The 19639-nt window shown below is 40.6% G+C and carries 18 protein-coding genes; 8 read left to right on the top strand and 10 right to left on the bottom strand.

Features of this window, described 5'->3' with window-relative positions; translation table 11 throughout:
* Positions 1–42: 42 nt before the first annotated feature.
* The 3 genes from R2Q66_RS09115 to R2Q66_RS09105 all read right to left on the bottom strand — a co-directional run bounded on the left by R2Q66_RS09115 (position 43) and on the right by R2Q66_RS09105 (position 2665).
* On the bottom strand, positions 43–753 hold the full coding sequence (locus tag R2Q66_RS09115) for a hypothetical protein (RefSeq protein WP_316748083.1): 711 nt from the start codon (positions 751–753) through the stop codon (positions 43–45).
* A gap of 83 nt (positions 754–836) precedes the next feature.
* On the bottom strand, positions 837–1544 hold the full coding sequence (locus R2Q66_RS09110; RefSeq protein WP_316748082.1) for a response regulator transcription factor: 708 nt from the start codon (positions 1542–1544) through the stop codon (positions 837–839).
* 35 nt (positions 1545–1579) lie between these two features.
* Entirely contained in the window at positions 1580–2665 is a 1086-nt protein-coding gene (locus R2Q66_RS09105) for a sensor histidine kinase (RefSeq protein WP_316748080.1), read from the bottom strand.
* Between the two features lie 234 nt (positions 2666–2899).
* On the opposite strand from R2Q66_RS09105, the gene R2Q66_RS09100 reads away from it, so the two are divergent.
* Positions 2900–5329 carry an outer membrane beta-barrel protein gene (locus tag R2Q66_RS09100; protein WP_316748078.1) on the top strand — a complete coding sequence of 810 codons (2430 nt, stop codon included), beginning with the start codon at positions 2900–2902 and terminating at the stop codon, positions 5327–5329.
* 59 nt (positions 5330–5388) lie between these two features.
* Here R2Q66_RS09100 and R2Q66_RS09095 read toward each other — a convergent pair whose 3' ends face one another.
* From R2Q66_RS09095 to R2Q66_RS09065, 7 genes are all read right to left on the bottom strand, one after another.
* Entirely contained in the window at positions 5389–5649 is a 261-nt protein-coding gene (locus R2Q66_RS09095) for a hypothetical protein (protein ID WP_265842061.1), read from the bottom strand.
* A gap of 4 nt (positions 5650–5653) precedes the next feature.
* Entirely contained in the window at positions 5654–6397 is a 744-nt protein-coding gene (locus tag R2Q66_RS09090) for a ParA family protein (RefSeq protein ID WP_316748075.1), read from the bottom strand.
* A 188-nt stretch (positions 6398–6585) separates the two neighbouring features.
* On the bottom strand, positions 6586–8115 hold the full coding sequence (locus tag R2Q66_RS09085; RefSeq protein WP_316748073.1) for an ATP-binding protein: 1530 nt from the start codon (positions 8113–8115) through the stop codon (positions 6586–6588).
* Between the two features lie 16 nt (positions 8116–8131).
* On the bottom strand, positions 8132–8572 hold the full coding sequence (locus tag R2Q66_RS09080) for a response regulator (protein ID WP_316748070.1): 441 nt from the start codon (positions 8570–8572) through the stop codon (positions 8132–8134).
* 11 nt (positions 8573–8583) lie between these two features.
* Positions 8584–9771 (bottom strand): sensor histidine kinase, encoded by a 1188-nt coding sequence (locus tag R2Q66_RS09075; RefSeq protein ID WP_316748069.1) that lies wholly within the window; start codon positions 9769–9771, stop codon positions 8584–8586.
* A gap of 190 nt (positions 9772–9961) precedes the next feature.
* On the bottom strand, positions 9962–10438 hold the full coding sequence (locus tag R2Q66_RS09070; RefSeq protein ID WP_316748067.1) for a hypothetical protein: 477 nt from the start codon (positions 10436–10438) through the stop codon (positions 9962–9964).
* Between the two features lie 5 nt (positions 10439–10443).
* Positions 10444–10788 (bottom strand): hypothetical protein, encoded by a 345-nt coding sequence (locus R2Q66_RS09065; protein WP_316748065.1) that lies wholly within the window; start codon positions 10786–10788, stop codon positions 10444–10446.
* A gap of 159 nt (positions 10789–10947) precedes the next feature.
* Between R2Q66_RS09065 and R2Q66_RS09060 the strand changes: the two genes are divergently transcribed.
* The 7 genes from R2Q66_RS09060 (at position 10948) to R2Q66_RS09030 (ending at position 19630) form a co-directional block, all read left to right on the top strand.
* Positions 10948–12048: a c-type cytochrome gene (locus tag R2Q66_RS09060; RefSeq protein ID WP_316748063.1), complete on the top strand. Its 1101-nt coding sequence runs from the start codon at positions 10948–10950 to the stop codon at positions 12046–12048.
* Positions 12049–12116: 68 nt separating this feature from the next.
* A complete protein-coding gene (locus R2Q66_RS09055) occupies positions 12117–13037 on the top strand; it encodes a substrate-binding domain-containing protein (protein ID WP_316748061.1) in 921 nt (306 codons plus the stop codon).
* Between the two features lie 144 nt (positions 13038–13181).
* Positions 13182–14309, top strand: a complete 1128-nt coding sequence (locus tag R2Q66_RS09050) for a TlpA disulfide reductase family protein (protein WP_316748059.1) — start codon at positions 13182–13184, stop codon at positions 14307–14309.
* A 252-nt stretch (positions 14310–14561) separates the two neighbouring features.
* Positions 14562–14948 (top strand): META domain-containing protein, encoded by a 387-nt coding sequence (locus tag R2Q66_RS09045; protein WP_316748056.1) that lies wholly within the window; start codon positions 14562–14564, stop codon positions 14946–14948.
* A 154-nt stretch (positions 14949–15102) separates the two neighbouring features.
* On the top strand, positions 15103–16548 hold the full coding sequence (locus R2Q66_RS09040) for an amino acid permease (protein ID WP_316748054.1): 1446 nt from the start codon (positions 15103–15105) through the stop codon (positions 16546–16548).
* Positions 16549–16616: 68 nt separating this feature from the next.
* Positions 16617–17621, top strand: a complete 1005-nt coding sequence (locus R2Q66_RS09035) for an alpha/beta hydrolase (protein WP_316748052.1) — start codon at positions 16617–16619, stop codon at positions 17619–17621.
* A gap of 113 nt (positions 17622–17734) precedes the next feature.
* A complete protein-coding gene (locus tag R2Q66_RS09030) occupies positions 17735–19630 on the top strand; it encodes an ATP-binding protein (RefSeq protein WP_316748050.1) in 1896 nt (631 codons plus the stop codon).
* The last annotated feature ends 9 nt before the right edge of the window (positions 19631–19639 follow it).

Here is a 19639-nt window from a genome sequence, read left to right as displayed (position 1 = left end):
CCGGCTAGTCCGAAACCAGCATAGCCGGGCTATGGTAATCGTTTATTTGTTGTAATTGGTTATTGCTTTTTCAATGTTTTTCTTTCCGGATAAATGGATTAGATATCCACCTGTAGCAAGGACTATACCACCGCCCATTAAAATGGAGCTATTGGTGAAACTGGACTCTGAATAACCGCCAGTTAGTAAGGTAGCGACACCTGCAATGATCGCTGCACCAGCGGTAACGGATATGATTTTACTAAGTTGTGAGCTTTTCCGGTAATCTTTCAGGAATTGCATGCTCTGTGGGTGATCAGCCATATCCTTCATTAAGTTTCGGTAGCGTACTCTTTTGAGGTCCCCAAAACCTTTATTATAATACATGGATAGGGCGGCGATCTGTAAACGGTCTCTTTCCATACCATAATGGTAAGGCCTGTGGAAGGCCTCCGGATCATAAGGTCTTTCCTGGAAAAGGTTGATTTTTCCAGCAACAATTCTTTCCGAAAATTGACTTTCTCCGGCAAGTGAGAACCTCCGAGTATTGGCAAAGAAGCCATCCTCATTGTTAAAGAACTTGACCTGACTTATAGGAACACGCCGGGAATCTGCTCTAAACTGCCAGTAACCGGAGAAATCCGGGCGCAACTGAACCTTTTGAGCATAAATGATGGAATCAGAAAAGAGGTACAAGAAGTTTTTACTGTCCTGCGCCAGGGCAGGAACGGCCAGGGCATAGCCTACCAGCGCGGTTAAGATTAATTTTTTCATAAAGGTTTACATTTGTGTGTACCAGGGCAACACAAATTAGAACCCAAAAATAGCTTTGTAAGCAAGAAAATACAATCCCTGGTTTATTTATCAATACGGGACATAAATTCAGCTTTATAATTGCTGCCAATCGGAATTTGAATGGTTCCAATTTCTATGGTATTTCCGAAAACAGCTGTAATGGCCTCCATAGAGACAATATATGACTTCTGTACCCTTGTAAATGAGGAAGCAGGGAGTAAGTCCTCTAAAGATTTCATCGTTTGTGTAATCAGGTAAGACTTTTCAGGGAGGTGGATATGGACGAAATTCTGCATTCCCTCAATATAGCGGATGTCTGAGAAGTTAATTTTTATCAGTTTATTCTCGTGCTTCACAAACATATAACTCAGTTCTGGGCGTTGTTCTACCGGACTTTGCACCTGCTTACTTTCCATCCTTTCGGCCACTTTTTCTGCGGCTTGCAATAGTCGGTGCATGGAGATCGGTTTCAGCAGATAATCGACCACATTGAGCTCATAACCATCCATCGCATACTTGTTATACGCTGTGGTAAAGATCACTAAAGGTGGATTTTTTAGTGATTTCAGGAAATCTATACCTGTTATGATGGGCATTTTGATGTCAAGAAATATAACGTCTACGTTAAAGGTCTGTAAAGCTTCAAATGCTTCAATCGCATTGCTGCATACCCTCAAAATCGTCCATCCCCTGATTTGTGAGACAAAGGCTTCCATCATTTTACGAGCCTGTGGCTCATCATCAACAATAATACAGTTGATCAGTTTCATATCTTTTTGATTCGGGTTAATGGAAAATTGGAAGCTTAATTTAATTGTAGGTTTAGATTCACATGGAAGGTATTTCCTTTGTTGGAAATCTGTAAATCATGTTTGTCAGGGAAATAATGGTTCAGTCTTTTTCTTACATTTTGAAGGCCAATTCCTCCCGTTTTCTCTGCCGGAATGGAGGAAGCGGAGAAGTTATTATCCACCTGTAGCTTTAACAAATCCTCCTGTACACTAATGTTGATTTTTATCCAGGAATTGCTGAGTTGATCATCGGCGCCGTGCTTAAATGCGTTTTCTACAAAAGGCATCAACAGGAGCGGGGGGACTTTATGATGGCCAAAATTCCCTGAAGTTTCAAAAATAATCATAACCCGGTCATCGCAGCGCACGCGTTCCAATTCTACATAATCAGTCAGCATATTGATCTCTTTATCTAAATCAATGTACTCCTCGGTACATTCATAGAGTGCAAAACGCATAAATTCCGACAACCTTCCGATGAGTTCAATCGATTTCATCTTTTCATCCTGGACGATATAAGATTGAATATTATTGAGTGTATTGAACAAAAAATGAGGGTTTACCTGAGATTTCAGAAAATCCAGCTCCAGCCGTAGGTTTTGTTTCTCCAGGTCAGTTCTGATTCGGTCTGTGATGTACCAATCGTCCATGAATTTCACAAAAAGGCCACAGAAGACCAGTAAAAAAGCATTAAAAAGGTTGTCGTAAAAGAAATAGCTAAAAGTAATTTCACGGGGGTAAGTTCTGATGCCCAGTGCCCAATAGGCCAGATGCTGTTCTATTGCCCAGCGAATGCAGATATAAAGGAATGCCAGGGCTAAAGTACCTCCAACTTTGATCAGGATTCTGCTGCTCTTTTTTAGAGCAGGGCGGTTGCGCAGAACCACAAATACCATGAAATAAATGCAGAGCGCCAAAAATGAGTAAAAGAAGAAGGTTAGCGCACTATAGGCCTCTGCCCATTCGAAATTCATTTTTCTGGAATAAACCAGGAAATAAATTGGCCAGGAACACATGATAAAACTGATAAAAATTCCATGTAGATACAGGCGTGCAGAAATCGGTTTTTTAGCGGGGTTGTTGATTTTAAGATCTTCCATGAATCGAATGTGCAGGTCTGGCCTGTAATAATAAGAATTTAATGACGAAAGCTATGATTTTTCGCATAAACTCATGGTTTTGACTGACAAAAGTAAATTAGTACAGAATTTTAGCCTTTGTTAGTCGATTTTGGAGGTTTAATACTCATTTTATCGTCTTGGTCAATCTTATTTAATTGCGTGGCGGATATGTTGTTGTTTTGGGTATCATTAAAAACGAAAGCAACTTAAATTATGAAAACCTTCTCAATCTGCCAGCCAGCTTTATTCTTTAGATTTTATCAGTTAACCATTATTGGAGTTTTAAGTCTGTTTGCATTGAGCAGCATGGCTCAACACTGCGTTTCGGGTAAGGTGAGCGACCAAAGTAAAACCACGGTGCCATTTGCGACCGTAATCTTAAAATCTCAAATTGCCGATAGTACGGCTAAAAGAACAGTATTAACAGATATAAACGGGCGATTTGCTATTGCTAATGTACCCTCCGGAAAATTCGTACTGAGTATTTCCAGTATTGGTTATCAGACTTTCCTACAGGAGATCCAGCCGGAAGATAAAAAAGAAATCATGATCGTGTTAAAGGACGATCAACAGCAGCTGGCAGGTGTGACCATCAAAGGAACCAAGCCATTGATCCAGCAAAAAACAGATAGAACGGTGATGAATGTTGCCGGTAGTGTACTGGCAGCCGGAAATAACCTCTACGGGATTTTAGCGCTTGCACCTTCTGTAGAGCTGATCAATAACAAGCTCTCAATGAACGGGAAATCCAATGTCTTGATCCTGCTGAACGGGAAAAAATTGCCGGGTGCCAATCTGGAAACCGTACTGGCCTCGATTCCGGGAACGCAGATTGATTATATTGAGTTTATCTATAATCCTTCCGCTAAATATGATGCAAATGCTTCGGGGGGAGTGATCGAAATCCATACGAAAAAGAGTGCCGAAGCAGGTTGGATGGCCAGCGTATCAGGGAATGTTGCTCAGGGCTACCGTAGTTCGGGAGGGATTAATACAGATTTAAGATGGAGTAATGCAAAGCTGGACTGGAGTGTTTCCGGAGGATATAACAGGCGTGGACAAATTGAGCGCGGTTATACGAAGCGCGAATTATTCCAGGGCATGGAGAAAATTGGCGACTTCAACCAAACGGTTGACCTGTCTGGCGGAAAAGCGATAGATAAGAACTTAAGTAGTAATTTAAACTATCAGTTAAGTAAAAATGAAGTGCTGGGGGCTGATGTTAGTCTGATTTCTGCAAACCTTAGCAGTCTTGGAAATATCAATGCAACAATCAATGAGCGTAACGCGATCAGTCAAAGTAAAACGCTTAATGATGCCTTTGTTCAGATCGATCTGTCCAATTACAACTTGTTTTATAAAAGAACACTGGATACACTGGGCTCAAATTTGATGTTAACCGCCAATTATGCGCTGTTTAGCAGTAAACAACAACAAGTGTTTCATCAGGATTTAACCGATCCAAACGGTAAAGAATCAAGTTATGTGTTTAGGAATTACGTACCTGCAACCTATCATATTTATACGGGAACGGCAGATTACACCGGTAACTTTAGTAAGGCCTCCAAATTGGAAAGTGGTTTAAAATATACTTTTACCGATAATAATAGTCAGCAAAACGCCGAGGTTTTTGAAAATGGGGTTTGGACTCCTAAAGGCGATGTCTTAAAAAAACTGGGATACCGGGAAAGCATATTAGCAGGTTACGTTAACTTTAACCAGCAGCTGGGTGATTTTTCTTTCCAATTGGGATTACGTGCAGAAAACAGTACTTACAACGTAATCAATGGGATAGATTCCAGTTATTTTAATTTGTTTCCTAATGTTCGTTTAGATTACAAATTCAATAAGGATTATACCAGTTCCCTGTCGTATGCGAAAAACATCAACAGACCAGCTTATGAAAGCCTGATCCCTTACGAATTGTTTGTAGACAATTATACTGCCATACGCGGAAATGCCTTTTTAAGACCAGAGTATACCCATACTTTCTCCTGGAACCAGTTGTACAAAAGATACAGTCTGAATTTAGCTTATACCCGCAGTACAGATGCGATTTCGGATTTCATTATTTATGAGCAAAAAGAATTGAGGTTTATAGAAACGAAAGGGAACTTCCTTGCCCGTCAGTTATTAAGCGCCACATTTACCTTTCCTGTAAAGGTTACGAATTGGTGGAGCATGAATAACCGCGCAGCGGTATACCATCAAACGGTTAAGTTGCCAGCTACATTTGATCCGGATGGCATACAAAAAAGAAGTAAAACGAATTTCACGCTGAGTAGCATGAACAGTTTCAAATTGGGGAAGGGACTTGCTGCTGAAATGGCTGCTTATTACAGATCGGCATCGATTTACAGCATCTATAATGTGAGTGCTTTGTCGAATGTGAGTCTGGGGATCAGCAAATCTGTATTTAAAGATCGTGGTTCTATTAAACTGGATGCTTCCGATATTTTCTACAACAATTACGTGATTGCCTCCACTACTGTTGCGCCTTTAATCTCGGAAGGGCTAACCAAAAATGATACCCGTAGAATCAGGTTAACTTTTCGTTATAGCTTTGATAAACAGATGAAAACGAAGAAAGCTGCGGTTAAATCTAATGGAAATAGCAGCGAGTTAAACCGGTTGTCTATGTAAATAGTACTAAAATAGCTCATTATGTTAAGATATCTTGACATAATGAGCTATTTTAGTACTTATAAATCGTATTCTTTTTCAATCACTTTCATGATCAGATCTTTAACGGTTACGCCTTGTTGTGCACCAAGAATTTTAAGCGCTTTTAAAGCACTCTTCTTAAGTCTCAATGGGTAAGTAACCGTTTCATCTTCCGATAGCGGAGCGGATTTTTCTCCTTTTGTGGCCGTAGTTTCTTTTGAAGGAGAATTGAACAATGCGGATACACCGCCTAAGTTTTTATTGTTATCCTCTATACCACCCAGATTTTTCTTTGCCATAATCTTATAATTTAACTAAAATTTCTTGTGTAAGGTTTTCGTAATCTACGGCACCATTTGATAATGGCGCATATTCAAATACATCAACACCTTTTAATTGCGCTTCGATCAAGGCCACGTTTACCCTGATGGAAGTGTCAAATAACTTGTCATTGAAATATTTTTTGATACTTTCTGTGATCTGCTCGGTAATCACCCTTCTCGGGTTGATTTTGGTGATAAACACGCCGCCAATGGTTAGGTTTTCATTGTAATGTGTACGCACATCGGAAATGATAGAAACCAGGCGGTCGATACCTCTGTAGGCAAAATATTCTGCTTCCAATGGGATCAATACCGTGTCTGCGGCAACCAATGCATTTACGGTAAGCATACCTAAAGCAGGGGCACAATCAATCAGGATGTAATCATATTTTCCTTCCACTGCTTTCAACAGTCTTTTCAAAATAGTTTCTCTGCCTAGTCTGGAAACCAGCTCAATCTCCGCACCTAATAAGTCCAGCGAAGAAGGGACAATGTCTAAATACTCAGAAATGTTTTCAATGGGAAGGGGAGAGTCATTTTTGATACTGTCATAAATCGACACCTTAACATCTCTGAATCCTAAGCCTTCTGTTAAGTTAGATTGTGGGTCAATATCAATTAGTAATGTTTTCTTGTTCGCACGAGCTAAACCGGCGCCAATATTTAAGGTAGAAGTTGTTTTTCCTGTACCACCTTTATGATTTATAACAGCTATAATCTTCATGTCAATATATCCTTTATACGAGTACGCAATGATACTAAGATATATTGATGTGGAGATATCTTTAAGCTGTTTTTAATCTCAGGATTGGTGTTTTTAGGCTTTGTGTGTTGATTTTGAGGTAGATAATATTTTCAGGACGGGCAGGTTTAGTAGAGGTGTAAATATATCTAGATATCTAATCTGTCCGTTTAATTGGCTAATGGTAAGGTAAACCAGAAACTACTGCCTTCTTCTAATACGCTTTCTACGCCGATTTGTCCCTGGTGTTGTTTGATGATTTCCGCACAAATATAAAGGCCAAGACCTAAGCCGGTGTACTGGCTTCCGGAATTATCTGCACGATAATAGCGGTCGAAAATGTAACGTAATTTCTCCGGAGGGATGCCGGGGCCGCGGTCAATAACCGAGACTTTTGCCATGCCATCTGCCTGTTCAATCCGGATACGAATCTCCTTAGATTGGGCAGCATATTTTATCGCATTGTTGAGGAAGTTGACTACAATCTGTTCTATCCGGATGGCATCCGCATAAACGGCGATCTCCAGGTCGCCTTCCGTTTCAATGGAATATTTACCATCGGCGGCTAGCTCAGGGTAACAATCTTTAATGATACCAGACAAGACAAAATTCTCCGGACTGATGTGCAGTTGTCCCTGGTTTGCTCTGCTGGAATTCAATAAATCTTCAATCAGGGCGTTCACCTTTCCTAAGCTTTTATTGGCTTGGATGACCAATTTAGCCAACATTCCGGTAGCAGGAGGATTGTCTTTTATCCGGTCTAAAAGTTGTAAAGATGCTTTTAAGCTGGTGATCGGGGTTTTCAATTCATGACTGGCGATGATGATAAAATCATCTTTCTGCTGTTGCAGCAGGCGGAGTTCCTGGATATCCGTTGCCGTGCCTACCCAAAGCTCCAGGTTGCCCTGTTGATTTTTAACGGGCATCAAACGAATCAGGTGCCAGCGGTAAAGCTCATCCACCCTTTTGATGCGTACCTGAAATTCACCACCTTCCTTGTTGTTCAGGATAGACTGAAACTGAGCGATACCTTCCTCATGGTCTTCCAGATGGATCACCGTTTTAGGTCCGAACAGGCTGGTTTTTGCAATATCTAATCCCGTATATTCATACCATCGCTGGTTGTGAAAATCGATCTCACCGCTAATTGTATTGGTCCAGGCTAGCTGTGGGATGGTTTCCATCATACTACGGAATCGACTTTCACTTTCGGCCAATGCTCTGGTACGGTTAATTACACGGTTTTCCAGTTCCTGATTCAGGACTGAAAGTTCCTCGTTGATGGTCTTTAACTTTTCATCGGCCAGCTTTTTCTCCTGACGGATCAGGGTATCATTTAAGGCCCTGTCTATTTTCGTTGATAAGGTAAAGAGTTTGTTTTTAGACACATAATCCGTAACGCCAGCCTTAATCAGCTTAACGGCATTTTCTTCTCCGATGATACCGGATACAATGATAAAAGGGATATCAGGGTTAAACTCTTGTTTGATCAGGAAAGCACTCTCCGCATCAAAAGACGGAAGAGAATAATCTGATAAGATCAGATCCGGAATGAAATCATTCAGGGCTGTTTTAAAATCTTTTGCGGTTTGTACAACTTCTGCTGTAAAACTCAATTCAGATTTCTTTAATTCCCTTTTAAGAAGATCAGCATCACTTTCATTGTCCTCAACAATGAGTATTCTAAGATTTGTTGCCATTATGGATTGCAAATGTTTAATGTGCGGATTGACTCAATGCCATCCAGTATAAACCGATCTCTTTTACTGCTTTGAAAAAATTATCACTATCTACAGGTTTTACAATATAACTGTTTGCACCCAGCATGAAGCATTTTTCTATATCCGGACCTTCATTGGATGAAGTTAACATGACCACTGGAATAGATTTAAGGTTCGGATCAGACTTAATCTTTTCCAATACCTGGACGCCTGAAATCTTCGGCATTTTTAAATCTAACAAGATCAGTTTTGGGTATTCCTTATCACTTCTGGAAGCAAAGTCCCCTCTGCAATATAGGAAATCCAGTGCTACAGCACCGTTGATTACATGAAGCAGCTTATTGGTTACGCCACCCTTTTTTAGCGCACGGATGGTGAGTGCAGCATCATCGGCACTATCTTCTACAAATAAAATCTCAATGTTATGGTAGCTCATTTTTCTTAATGTTAATGGTTTACGCTGAGTAGGCTAAAATAGAAGCAAGACCCCTCGTCTAATGTTGATTCTGCCCATACTCTCCCCTGATGGCGCTGGACAATCCGGTGGACAATAGCCAGGCCGATTCCGGTGCCTTCAAATTCTTCCTGTGAGTGTAGTCGTTGAAAAACTCCGAAAAGTTTGTCGTAATAGGCCATGTCAAATCCGGCACCGCCGTCCTTAACGTAATATACAATGTGTTGATCTTCACGGTATGCGCCGATCTCAATCCTTGTTTTTTCTTTGTAACGTGAGTATTTTATACCGTTGGAAATCAGGTTGATCCAGACCTGCTTGATCAATGATTTGTCTCCCTGAGCCCTTGGAAGTTCTCCTATGATAAATTCCGGGAGATGTTCATTCTCATCAAAAACCAATTCAGATTTTACGGCGTCAACCAGGTCATTCATATTGATTTCTGAAACGGTGACCTGCTTTCTTCCCAGCTTGGAAAAGGCCAGTAGGTCATCAATCAATTCGCCCATTTTCTTTGAATTGTTGATGATGGATTGCAGGATTTTTATCCCGTCAGCATCTAACAAATCGCCGTAATCCTCTACAATAATTTTGGTGTAGCCATTGATGGCCCGGATTGGAGCACGTAAATCGTGGGAAACAGAATAAGAGAAAGACTCTAATTCTTTGTTAACTGACTCGAGTTGTGCGGTACGTTCAATTACTTTTTGCTCCAATTCATCATTCAGTTTACGAATGTCGTCTTCGGCATTTTTAAGCTCTCTATTGGCAATGCTTAACTCTTCCGCTCTCTTTTCCTTCTCTTCATTTTGAAAAGCAAGCTCTTTATTGGCAATGATCAGCTCTTCAGCTCTCTTTTCCTTCTCTTTATTTTGAAAAGCAAGTTCTTTATTGGCAATAATCAGCTCTGCTGCACGGTTTTCTTTCTCTTCATTTTGAAAAGCAAGTTCCTTGTTCGCAATGGCTAATTCTGCTGCACGGTTTTCTTTCTCTTCGTTTTGAAAAGCAAGTTCCTTATTGGCTATCGCCAACTCTGCTGCACGGTGTTCCTTTTCTTCATTTTGAAAAGCAAGCTCTTTTATGGCAATGATCAGCTCTGCCGCAGTATTTTCTTTTTCTTCATTTTGAAGAGAGATCTCTCTATTGGCAATAATCAATTCATCGGAATTGTCTTTTTTCATGTCCTTGGTAAAAGGGTATTGGTTGAAAATAAAATGAGAATAAGAAAAGGGTGGGTAAGGAAAGAAATAGCTTTTCTGTGATATTTTCTAAAGCTACCATAATAAAACGGGACCTGCTTATACGCGAAGATAAATCGTACAAACAATCGTGCAGGAAATTGTGGTTAGGGGCGCGGGATTTCGCTGTAGCTTAAAGCCTTTTCTGGATATCGACGAGTTCGATTTTCATCTGCCTGTTTGTCGGGGCAAGTTTAAGACCTTCCTCATATTGAGATTTAGCCTCTTTAAAGGCTCCCAGTACGGCCATTACATAACCGAAACCATGATAGCTTTCCGGATTTCCAGGGTCAAGTAACCAGGCTTGATTTAAACGGTACATAGCCGTTTTCAGGTCTCCCTTTTGCGCGTATTCCATTCCCCAACGAGAATGAACATAGGAGGCACGTTCTTTAGTGCCAAATTGTTGGGTAACTTCTTTGATAAACCGCTGGTCTATATCAATATATTGCTGCGATTTCGCCAGGCCACTATATTTAGGCAATAACCTGATGTCGGTTTTAGCATGCTCCAGCCATTGTTGATACGGCGTTACAGAAGTACAAGACAGAAAACAGCTGGTGATTACCGCAAAAAGGACGGTCCTAAATATATATGGGAATGATTTCATGGGTTTTAGATTACAACCAATTCTTCTGCGGTTAAACAGAAATACAAATTTTGTAACTGGTGTACGTATAATAATTTATAGTCTAACATGGCAATTTCTCCATCCATAGGTTGAAAATCATCACTTAATACAAACTGATGCCCGTTTTTCTTTTCCAGCACATAGGTGATTTCAATACCTTCTTCATATTCAAAATCGAATTTCTCGAAACCAAATTTATTAAGCCATTCTGCCGTTATTTTAATAGGCTCCATTAATCCTGCCGAATCAATATCAGATCCATAAGGTATTTGTTCCGGGGAACCATGGTCTAATGTGTAATTCCCTATTCTTAATTCGCTTGATTCCATAATCCGTTCTTTGGCCGCAAAATTAAGATAATTAAACCTTAATCCATATTTTGATTTGGAAGGAGTAGCTTGGGTATTACTTTTGGTTATGACTTATAACTTAAATTATGTTTGTGATCTTCATAATTAATGTCATTTTTGAGCACCAAACCAAATATTGTGAGCGAAGAACCTGAATCAGACCAAACCCGGGAAACCCTTATCTATACCGCGAAATCCATCGTATTAGTTTCCATGTTGTTTATTTTAGCCACTTTGATCGGGATGAGTGTCTTTTACTGGAAGGATAGCCCTGGTTCGTTAAAAACAGACAATCAGTCTGTTGCGGAAGGAGCCGATGCGAAGTCTGTTGCCAAAGAAAATCCTATTCCTACAGATGCCTGGAAATCACCGGAAGAAAGTACGATTCCTGAGGATGAATATGGTCATATGATTCGTTACGGGCGTGAACTCGTAAAGAATACCGGCAAATATTTTGGACCCAATGGTACTGTGGCCCGAATCAGTAATGGCATGAACTGTCAGAATTGTCATTTAGAGGCCGGAACGAAAACTTTTGGAAACAACTATTCTATATTTTTCGCGAGTTACCCTAAAACCAGCGCGCGGTCCGGTAAGATGGCGGAAGCCACAGAGCGTATTGCCGATTGCTTTCAGCGTAGCTTAAATGGAAAAGTTCCTGATATCAATGGAAAAGAAGTTAAGGCGATGCTGGCTTATATGAAATGGGTAGGCTCAGAACAGGAGAAAGGAAAGAAAGCTTTTGGTTCAGGGACGGAGAAATTGAAATATATGGACAGAGCTGCGGATCCGCAAAAAGGATTGCTGGTGTACCAGAATAAATGTCAGTCTTGCCATGGAGAACATGGTCAGGGTATTAAAACTGAAGATCAGCTGGCCTATGTTTATCCGCCACTATGGGGAGCGCACAGCTATAATGATGGTGCAGGCATGTATCGCTTAAACAATTTCGCAGGTTTTGTGAAAAATAATATGCCCTTTGGCGTAAGCTATCCGGATGCGCAACTGACGGATGAAGAGTCCTGGGATGTAGCCGCATTTGTAAACTCCCAGCCAAGACCACATAAAGAACAAAAAATGGATTATCCGGACCGGACCAAAAAACCAATTGATGCGCCGTATGGTCCTTACCTGGATTCATTTTCAGAACAACAGCATAAATATGGCCCATTTCAGCCCATTGTACTGGCGCTGAAAGAACTGGAAAGCGGGAGCGAATTAAAAACTGAACCAAAATAAGTACCCGCAACCAGGAACCCCCGAATGATTGAATTCGTACCAACATCACCTTCATTATCTATAATCATATGAAAATCGTAAGACAACTATTTTGTGCGGCAATTGCCCTGATTCCTTTAAGTTCCGCAGTCTATGCGCAGGAACATCGTTTTGATCCACCCTGGAATACCCCACCTGAAAGCAAAGTGCAGTTTACTGTGCCCGGAATTGACAATGTTCCTGATCTTTTTGGAGATATTAATGATCCTCAGCTGGTGGTGTTTTTCGCCGGTAATCAGTTTATGGTGATTGATGAACTCATCGCAGCATTTAAGAAAAAACATCCCCAATATCAGCGGGTATTTGCAGAAACCCTGCCTCCGGGTATTTTGGCTAAACAAATTGCAGAAGGTAGCATTGTAATTGGCAACATGAGGATCACCTTGAAACCAGATGTGTATACCGCAGGAAAAAGCAGAATAGAGCAAACTCCGGAATGGTTTAGCAAAACGCAGGTCTATGCTAAAAACCGACTGGCGATTATGGTGCAGAAAGACAATCCTAAAAAAGTGAAGGGCTTAAAAGACCTTGGTCGCAAGGATTTAAGAGTAGCCATGCCTAATCCTGACTTTGAAGGGATTGGAAAAAGAATTGAAGAAGCTTATGTGAAAGCAGGAGGGGAGCAATTAAAAGAGACGGTGATGAAAACTAAAGTGAAAGATAAAAGCACTTACCTGACCCAGATTCACCACAGACAATCGCCGATGCGTATTTTATATAACCAAAGTGATGCTGCTCCGGTATGGTATACGGAAGCTTATTATCAAAAGATGTTAGGCCACCCGGTAGAAATGATTGAAGTTCCGGAAACTGAAAATATTCGCTCCCAATATTTAGCTGGTCAGTTGAAAAATGCACCACATCCGAAAGCTGCAAAAGATTTCATGGATTTTCTGGTAAGCGCAGAAGCCAGTTCCATTTATAAAAAGTTTGGCTTTGATTTGCCTTAGTTTTCTGAATAAATAGTTTAACTTTTCTGAATAAATATTTTTTACGGCAAAACCCGATTATAGATTATTCGGGTTTTGCTTTTTTTGTTGTTATTTTATGTTAAAATTTAACTCCTGATAAAAATAATACAGTATGTTTATCATATGCGTAAATTATTATGGACTGCTTGTTTTTTACTATCGTTCTGTTTAAATACTTCGGCTCAACAGCCTAAAATGATTCCATTTGAATTGAATGGGAAAATTAATGTGGATACAGGTACCGTAACTTTAATGTTTAGCAGCCATTCTGATTATTATCCCGGTCAAAAAAGGGAGCAAACAGCCAAAGTGATCCATGGCGAGTTTCGGATTAAAGGAGATTTACCTAATCCAGAATCCTTTTTACTTCTTTATGGTAGGTATCAATCAGCAAGATTTGTTTTGGAACCCGGCAATCAGCGGATGAATGTTAATATAGACTCCAACAGGTCAATGCCTGAAATCGATAATCAGGTCATGAAAGAGCAGGCGAACATTGATAACTTCCGTAAAGGGTTCATCCAGGAGTCTGCTTTATTTGACGAGAAATATGATAAACTATATGCCATTCATAAGAACGGTTTACCAGCCGCGATTAAATTAGAGATGGAAAAAGAGTTGCGTGATCAATATCATAAAAGTGATCAGCTTTTATTAGCCTATATGACACAAAATCCAGGTTCCTATATCTCATTCTGGACTTTAATACATTTGATGGGCTTTGGTTACCAGGATATTTTTGAATCGATCTACCCTAAATTTTCTGATCACCTAAGAAGTACTTATGCGGGGAAAGTTCTAGCCGAAAAAATACAATCAGCAAAAGTCTTAGGAACTGGTAAGCAGTTCCCAATTATGAATGTGAAGAATAATAAAGGGATAAATCTTGGTGTTGCACATATTTCAAAAAACCAATATACTTTGATTGATTTCTGGTACAGTGGCTGTATCCCTTGTATCGGAACTTTTCCGGGTTTAATTGAGGTACGTAAAAAATACCAGGATAAAGGATTTGAAATCATAGGCATTTCTGTGGATAAAGAAAAAGATAAGGCCAAATGGTTAGCGGCGATTAAGAAGTATGAAATCTCCTGGCCACATTTCTGGGATAAAGACGGTGTGGAGAGTACAAAATTATCCATTATGGCTTTCCCGAAAAGCTACCTGCTGAACCAAAAAGGAGAAATTGTTGGACAGGACTTGAAGGCTGCGGAATTAGATGATTACCTGCAAAATAACCTGAGTAAGTAACCGCCTTTTTTTAACATGAAGGGGCAGCGCACTACAAAATCTGCGATTTGAACCCTTAAATGGCCGGATCTTTGCTTATTTTTGTAAGTAAAGTATAAACACGTTTTATTGGCCGATCTGGAAATCCTTAACCCGGCAATATAAAGCGTTGGTACTTAATGGAAATTAGGTTCTTTACTTAAAAAAACAAAAATTATGAAAAAGGCAATCTTCGCTATCTTGATCTCATTATCTGCTTTAACATCTTGTAAAATGATGAACAAAGGTCAACAAAACACATCTGAAAGTGCTGCAGCAGCTAAATTAAGCGGCAACTGGGAGTTAAATTACATTACAGGTGTAAGAATCGCCTTCAATGGTTTATACCCTGAAACAAAACCGAGCATTAACATCAATGCAGCGGCTAATGAACTAAACGGAAATACCAGCTGTAATGGTTTTGGTGCTAAATTAGACGTAAAAGGTAGCGCATTTAAGGTTGATTTATCAGCTTCTCCAATGACGATGAAACATTGCGAAGGCGAAGGTGAAATGAGATTCCTTGAAATGCTTAAAAAAGTAGATGCTTATACGGTAGAAGGTAACACACTAACCTTAATGATGGGTGATGTACCAGCAATGAAGTTTACAAAAAAATAAAAATTCCGGTATTGCCATTCCGGCAATACTAGCTGATTAAAAGCTTTTTACCGCTTAACGGTAAATTTTTTAGGCTTTTAATCGTTCAAATGAATATAAGTTCACACTTTTGTGCAACTTATATTCATTTATCATTAGCGCAATACCACAAAGATTGAAGCAAGTAGAAGAAAAACCTGAGGAGCAAAAGCTTCAAAGGGGGTTACAAAACAGACATATCCAACTCATCGCCCTTGGCGGTGCAATAGGAACCGGTTTATTTCTAGGTATCGGTTCTGCTGCGGTTTTAGCAGGCCCTTCCGTAATTTTAGGTTATGCCCTGGCAGGGATTATCGCCTTCTTTATCATGCGCCAACTTGGCGAAATGGTGGTAGAAGAACCTGTTTCCGGAAGTTTCAGCCACTTTGCTTTTAAGTATTGGGGTTCTTTCGCAGGCTTTGCCTCCGGTTGGAATTACTGGGCATTGTACATTCTGGTGAGTATGTCGGAACTGACAGCCATTGGGATTTATGTGCATTTCTGGTGGCCGGAAATCCCGTTGTGGACTTCCAGTCTTTTCTTTTTCATTGTGATCAATGCTTTAAACCTTACTTCTGTGAAAGTTTACGGAGAAGTAGAGTTTTGGTTTTCCATCATCAAGGTAGTGGCCATTATTGCGATGATCGTTTTCGGTGCCTATTTATTGGTTAGTGGGACAGGAGGTGAGCAAGCTAGTGTCCAAAACTTATGGAATGATGGCGGTTTCTTTGCCAAAGGATGGTTCAGTGCGGATGGAAAAGGAGGCTTTCAGGGCTTATTTGCCGCAATTGCGTTAATCATGTTCTCTTTTGGTGGACTGGAACTGATCGGGATTACGGCTGCGGAAGCGGAAAATCCAGAGAAAACCATTCCTAAAGCAACCAACCAGGTGATCTACCGGATTTTGATTTTCTATGTCGGTGCATTGGTCATTTTGTTCTCTTTATCGCCATGGAAAAATATTACTACCGATAGTAGCCCCTTTGTAATGGTATTTCAAAGCTTGAAAGGTTTTGAAATCAATGCTTTTGGGAAAACGATATATTTCACCAGTATCATTGCCAATGTACTGAATGTAATCGTGTTAACTGCTGCGCTTTCTGTCTACAATAGTTGTGTGTATAGCAATAGCCGCATGCTTTTCGGCCTTGCCGAACAAGGAAATGCACCTAAATTCTTATCGAAACTTAACAGAAGCCATGTGCCGATTAAAGCGATTCTGGTCTCCAGTCTTTTCGCTGCGGTCTGTATCATCATCAATAAACTGATTCCCGAAAAAGCCTTAGAAATACTGATGTCGCTGGTGGTATCTTCTTTGATTATCAATTGGTTGATGATCAGTATCACGCATTTGAAATTCCGAAAAGCCAAAGATGCTGAACAGGTGAAAACTAAGTTTCCTTCTTTTATCTATCCCTTATCTAATTATATCTGTCTGGTCTTTTTACTGGGTATTTTAGTGATCATGTGGATCACCGGAATGAAACTTTCTGTGGAGCTGATTCCTGCCTGGATCTTGCTGTTGTACATCTGTTACTTATTGGTAAACAGAAGAAAAAAGAACTTAGCCAAAGGTCAATAGCAGATTATTTCAGTACATTTAGGTGTCCTCCCTGTTGTTCAGGGCTTGGGAGAATATAACCTGCGCTGATGAAGTTTAAAAAACCGCTTATTGTAATCGGCAGTACGCTGGTGTTTTTAATGCTGGCTACTTTTATTGCCTTCAAAGTCAGCCCATGGCCTTATGCCATGCTGATCAGGTACGTTTTCAATAAAGAAGGCATCAAAGTAAATCAAAATCTTGAAAAGCGGGTGTCTAAGGACGTTTCAGCCCTACTTGACCAGCAGTACATTCCTCAGGATAAAACGGCTAAACTCGATGTCTATTACCCTTCTTCTGTAGTAGGAACAGCCCTTACACTACCGGTAATTGTATGGATTCATGGGGGTGGCTGGGTAGCCGGAAGCAAAGACCAAATGGCTAATTACTGTAAGATACTGGCAGCTAAGGGCTATACAGTGGCGGCTATCGATTATACCTTAGCTCCCGGAGGGATTTATCCCTTGCCCTTAAAGCAAACGCAAAGATCGTTACAATACCTGATGGCAAATGCCAACCGCTTTCATATCGATACCAACCGGTTTATTCTTGCTGGCGATTCTGGTGGCGCGCACATTGCTGCTCAATCCGCAAATATCATTTATAACGCTGATTATGCTGGTTTAATGGGGATTCAGCCAGTAATCGGCAAAGAAAAATTATCGGGATTGATCCTGTATTGCGGTCCTTATGATACCAGTTTAGTAGACCTTAGCGGAAATTTCAGTGGCTTCTTAAAAGCCATATTATGGGCCTATAGTGGTAAAAAAGACCTGGATACGGAGGCTTTTAAAACCGCTTCGGTGATTAATTATATCAGCAAAGCATACCCGCCAACCTTTATAACAGTAGGGAATGCAGATCCCCTGGCTCCGCAATCTTTAGCTATGGCCAGGAAGTTGACCAGTCAGGGTGTTCCGGTAGATTCGCTCTTTTTTAATGCCGGATATCAACCTCCATTGCCCCATGAATATCAGTTTAACCTGGATACTGAGGCCGGGGAAATGGCCCTCAACCGTTCGCTGAAATTCCTGAAAAAGGTTACTGAACACTAATAACAGCCCATTTTCTGGTTGCACATTCTAATGTGAAACAAGCCTTTCTTTCTTAAACCCATAGGTTTTAATACTTTTGAGAACATTTACATCTATTCTTACCTCAACCTCCATTGAAACCAAATATTAACTTCGATGCTTTTTATAAAGCGGGACCTCCAATATTATTATTGAAGCCGGATCCGCCATATTTTACAATCATAGAAGCTAACGACGCTTATTTGAAAGTAACGGCTACTACGATCAAAGATCTGGTAGGGCGACCCATTCTGACCGCATTCCCGGAAAATCCAAACGACCCTGCTTCCAGAAATACCGAGGTGTTTTACAACAGCCTGCTAACCGTACTGGAAACCAAACAACAACATTTACTGAACATGCTGAAATATGATATTCCCATTCGTGGAACAAATCAGTATGAAGTGAAATATTGGATGGCTACTAACTTTCCGGTACTGGATGATCAGGGGAATGTGGCGTATATCGTACATACTACCGTTGATGTAACTTCTACCTATGAGTTGGTGCGGAAAGAAAGGATTGAACTGGAGGTAGAAGACTGGACAAATAAACACCTCAGAGAGTTTTTTGCCCATGCACCGGTTGCGATTGCTATGCTTAAAGGCAGGGAGTTGAAAGTAGAACTGGCCAACGCGATGATGTTGGAAATATGGGGTAAATCCGTTGATATTATCGGTAAAAAGATGTCGGAAGTACTGCCTAAATCCATTAAACTGGAAGTACTCAGTTTGATTAGTCAGACTTATTGTAGCGGTCGTTCTCATTATAATGAAGACATTAAAATGCTATTGGCCAGGGATGGTGTCTTAACTGAAGCCTATTTTAATATGGTTTATCATCCGCTAAGAGATAGTTCTGAGCGGATTTGTGGGGTTATTATTATGGCTGCCGAGGTCACGGAGCAGGTAAAAGGCAGGGCCGAATTGTTGCAGGAGCAGCAAAGAAGCCGATTGGCTATAGAAGCTGCCGACCTGGGCGTATTTGATATGGATGTAGAAAATGGGGTGCTGAAATGCGACCTGCGTTGCAAGGAAATCTTTGGAATTGGTGAGGGTGATGTGTATGATCAGGCCAGAGAATTTATGAGTGCCTTGCATGAAGACGATAGAAACAGACTTATCAAACTGATGAGAAACGCATTTAAAAGGCCATTGAAAAATGGAGATTATGATGTGGAATTCCGTACGGTGAGCCTCAATAGCCAGCAAATGCGCTGGGTGCGGGCAAAAGGTAAGTTGTTTTTTAATGACCAGGGAATGCCGGGCCGGTTTATTGGTACGGTACTGGATAATACGCGGCAAAAAAGAGAAGAACAGCTGAAAAATGATTTCATTGCCATGGTGAGTCATGAGCTGAAAACACCGCTGACTTCGCTTAAAGCCTATGTTCAGCTGATGAAAAGGATTGGGAGGAAGGATGAAGATAGCATTACCGTCGAAACCTTAGAAAAGGCAGATACGCAGGTGAATAAAATGGTGAGTATGATCAATAGTTTCCTGAATATTTCCAGATTGGAAGCCGGTGGAATTGTGGTCGAAAAATCGATCTTTGAGTTCAATACCTTAATCCTTGAGGTGATGGAAGAGGTGAAAGCCATTATAGACCCACATTTCATTACTTTTAACCCGGGCGAGGAATTATGGCTAACCGGCGACCGGAATAAAATCGGTCAGGTGTTGACTAATTTGCTGAGTAACGCAGCTAAATATTCTCTTCATCACAAAGATATCAGACTGGATTGTCGTAAAAAAGATGCGAAAGCACAGGTTTCGGTAACAGATCGGGGAATGGGGATCAGAGAAACGGATCTCCCTTACCTGTTTGCCAGGTTTCAGCGATTTGAAAGTGTCGATACGAAACACATCACTGGCTTCGGCATAGGTTTGTATTTATGTGCAGAAATTGTGAAGAGTCATCAGGGTGAAATCTGGGCAGAAAGTGAGTTTGGCCAGGGAACAACCATGATTTTTGAACTACCTATCGGTTAAAACAGGCGT

The sequence above is a fragment of the Pedobacter gandavensis genome (assembly GCF_032677645.1).
GTDB classification, from domain to species: domain Bacteria; phylum Bacteroidota; class Bacteroidia; order Sphingobacteriales; family Sphingobacteriaceae; genus Pedobacter; species Pedobacter gandavensis_A.
Note: the sequence above shows the minus strand (reverse complement) of the source record. Positions and strands in the feature narration are given on the sequence as shown.

Excerpts from the sequence above, each read along its gene's own strand:
- R2Q66_RS09095 (WP_265842061.1), bottom strand. The coding sequence starts at position 5,649 with ATGGCAAAGAAAAATCTGGGTGGTATAGAGGATAACAATAAAAACTTA.
- R2Q66_RS09115 (WP_316748083.1), bottom strand. The coding sequence starts at position 753 with ATGAAAAAATTAATCTTAACCGCGCTGGTAGGCTATGCCCTGGCCGTT.
- R2Q66_RS09045 (WP_316748056.1), top strand. The coding sequence starts at position 14,562 with ATGATGAACAAAGGTCAACAAAACACATCTGAAAGTGCTGCAGCAGCT.
- R2Q66_RS09110 (WP_316748082.1), bottom strand. The coding sequence starts at position 1,544 with ATGAAACTGATCAACTGTATTATTGTTGATGATGAGCCACAGGCTCGT.
- R2Q66_RS09070 (WP_316748067.1), bottom strand. The coding sequence starts at position 10,438 with ATGAAATCATTCCCATATATATTTAGGACCGTCCTTTTTGCGGTAATC.
- R2Q66_RS09055 (WP_316748061.1), top strand. The coding sequence starts at position 12,117 with ATGAAAATCGTAAGACAACTATTTTGTGCGGCAATTGCCCTGATTCCT.
- R2Q66_RS09065 (WP_316748065.1), bottom strand. The coding sequence starts at position 10,788 with ATGGAATCAAGCGAATTAAGAATAGGGAATTACACATTAGACCATGGT.
- R2Q66_RS09100 (WP_316748078.1), top strand. The coding sequence starts at position 2,900 with ATGAAAACCTTCTCAATCTGCCAGCCAGCTTTATTCTTTAGATTTTAT.
- R2Q66_RS09075 (WP_316748069.1), bottom strand. The coding sequence starts at position 9,771 with ATGAAAAAAGACAATTCCGATGAATTGATTATTGCCAATAGAGAGATC.
- R2Q66_RS09085 (WP_316748073.1), bottom strand. The coding sequence starts at position 8,115 with ATGGCAACAAATCTTAGAATACTCATTGTTGAGGACAATGAAAGTGAT.
- R2Q66_RS09090 (WP_316748075.1), bottom strand. The coding sequence starts at position 6,397 with ATGAAGATTATAGCTGTTATAAATCATAAAGGTGGTACAGGAAAAACA.
- R2Q66_RS09050 (WP_316748059.1), top strand. The coding sequence starts at position 13,182 with ATGCGTAAATTATTATGGACTGCTTGTTTTTTACTATCGTTCTGTTTA.
- R2Q66_RS09080 (WP_316748070.1), bottom strand. The coding sequence starts at position 8,572 with ATGAGCTACCATAACATTGAGATTTTATTTGTAGAAGATAGTGCCGAT.
- R2Q66_RS09105 (WP_316748080.1), bottom strand. The coding sequence starts at position 2,665 with ATGGAAGATCTTAAAATCAACAACCCCGCTAAAAAACCGATTTCTGCA.
- R2Q66_RS09035 (WP_316748052.1), top strand. The coding sequence starts at position 16,617 with ATGAAGTTTAAAAAACCGCTTATTGTAATCGGCAGTACGCTGGTGTTT.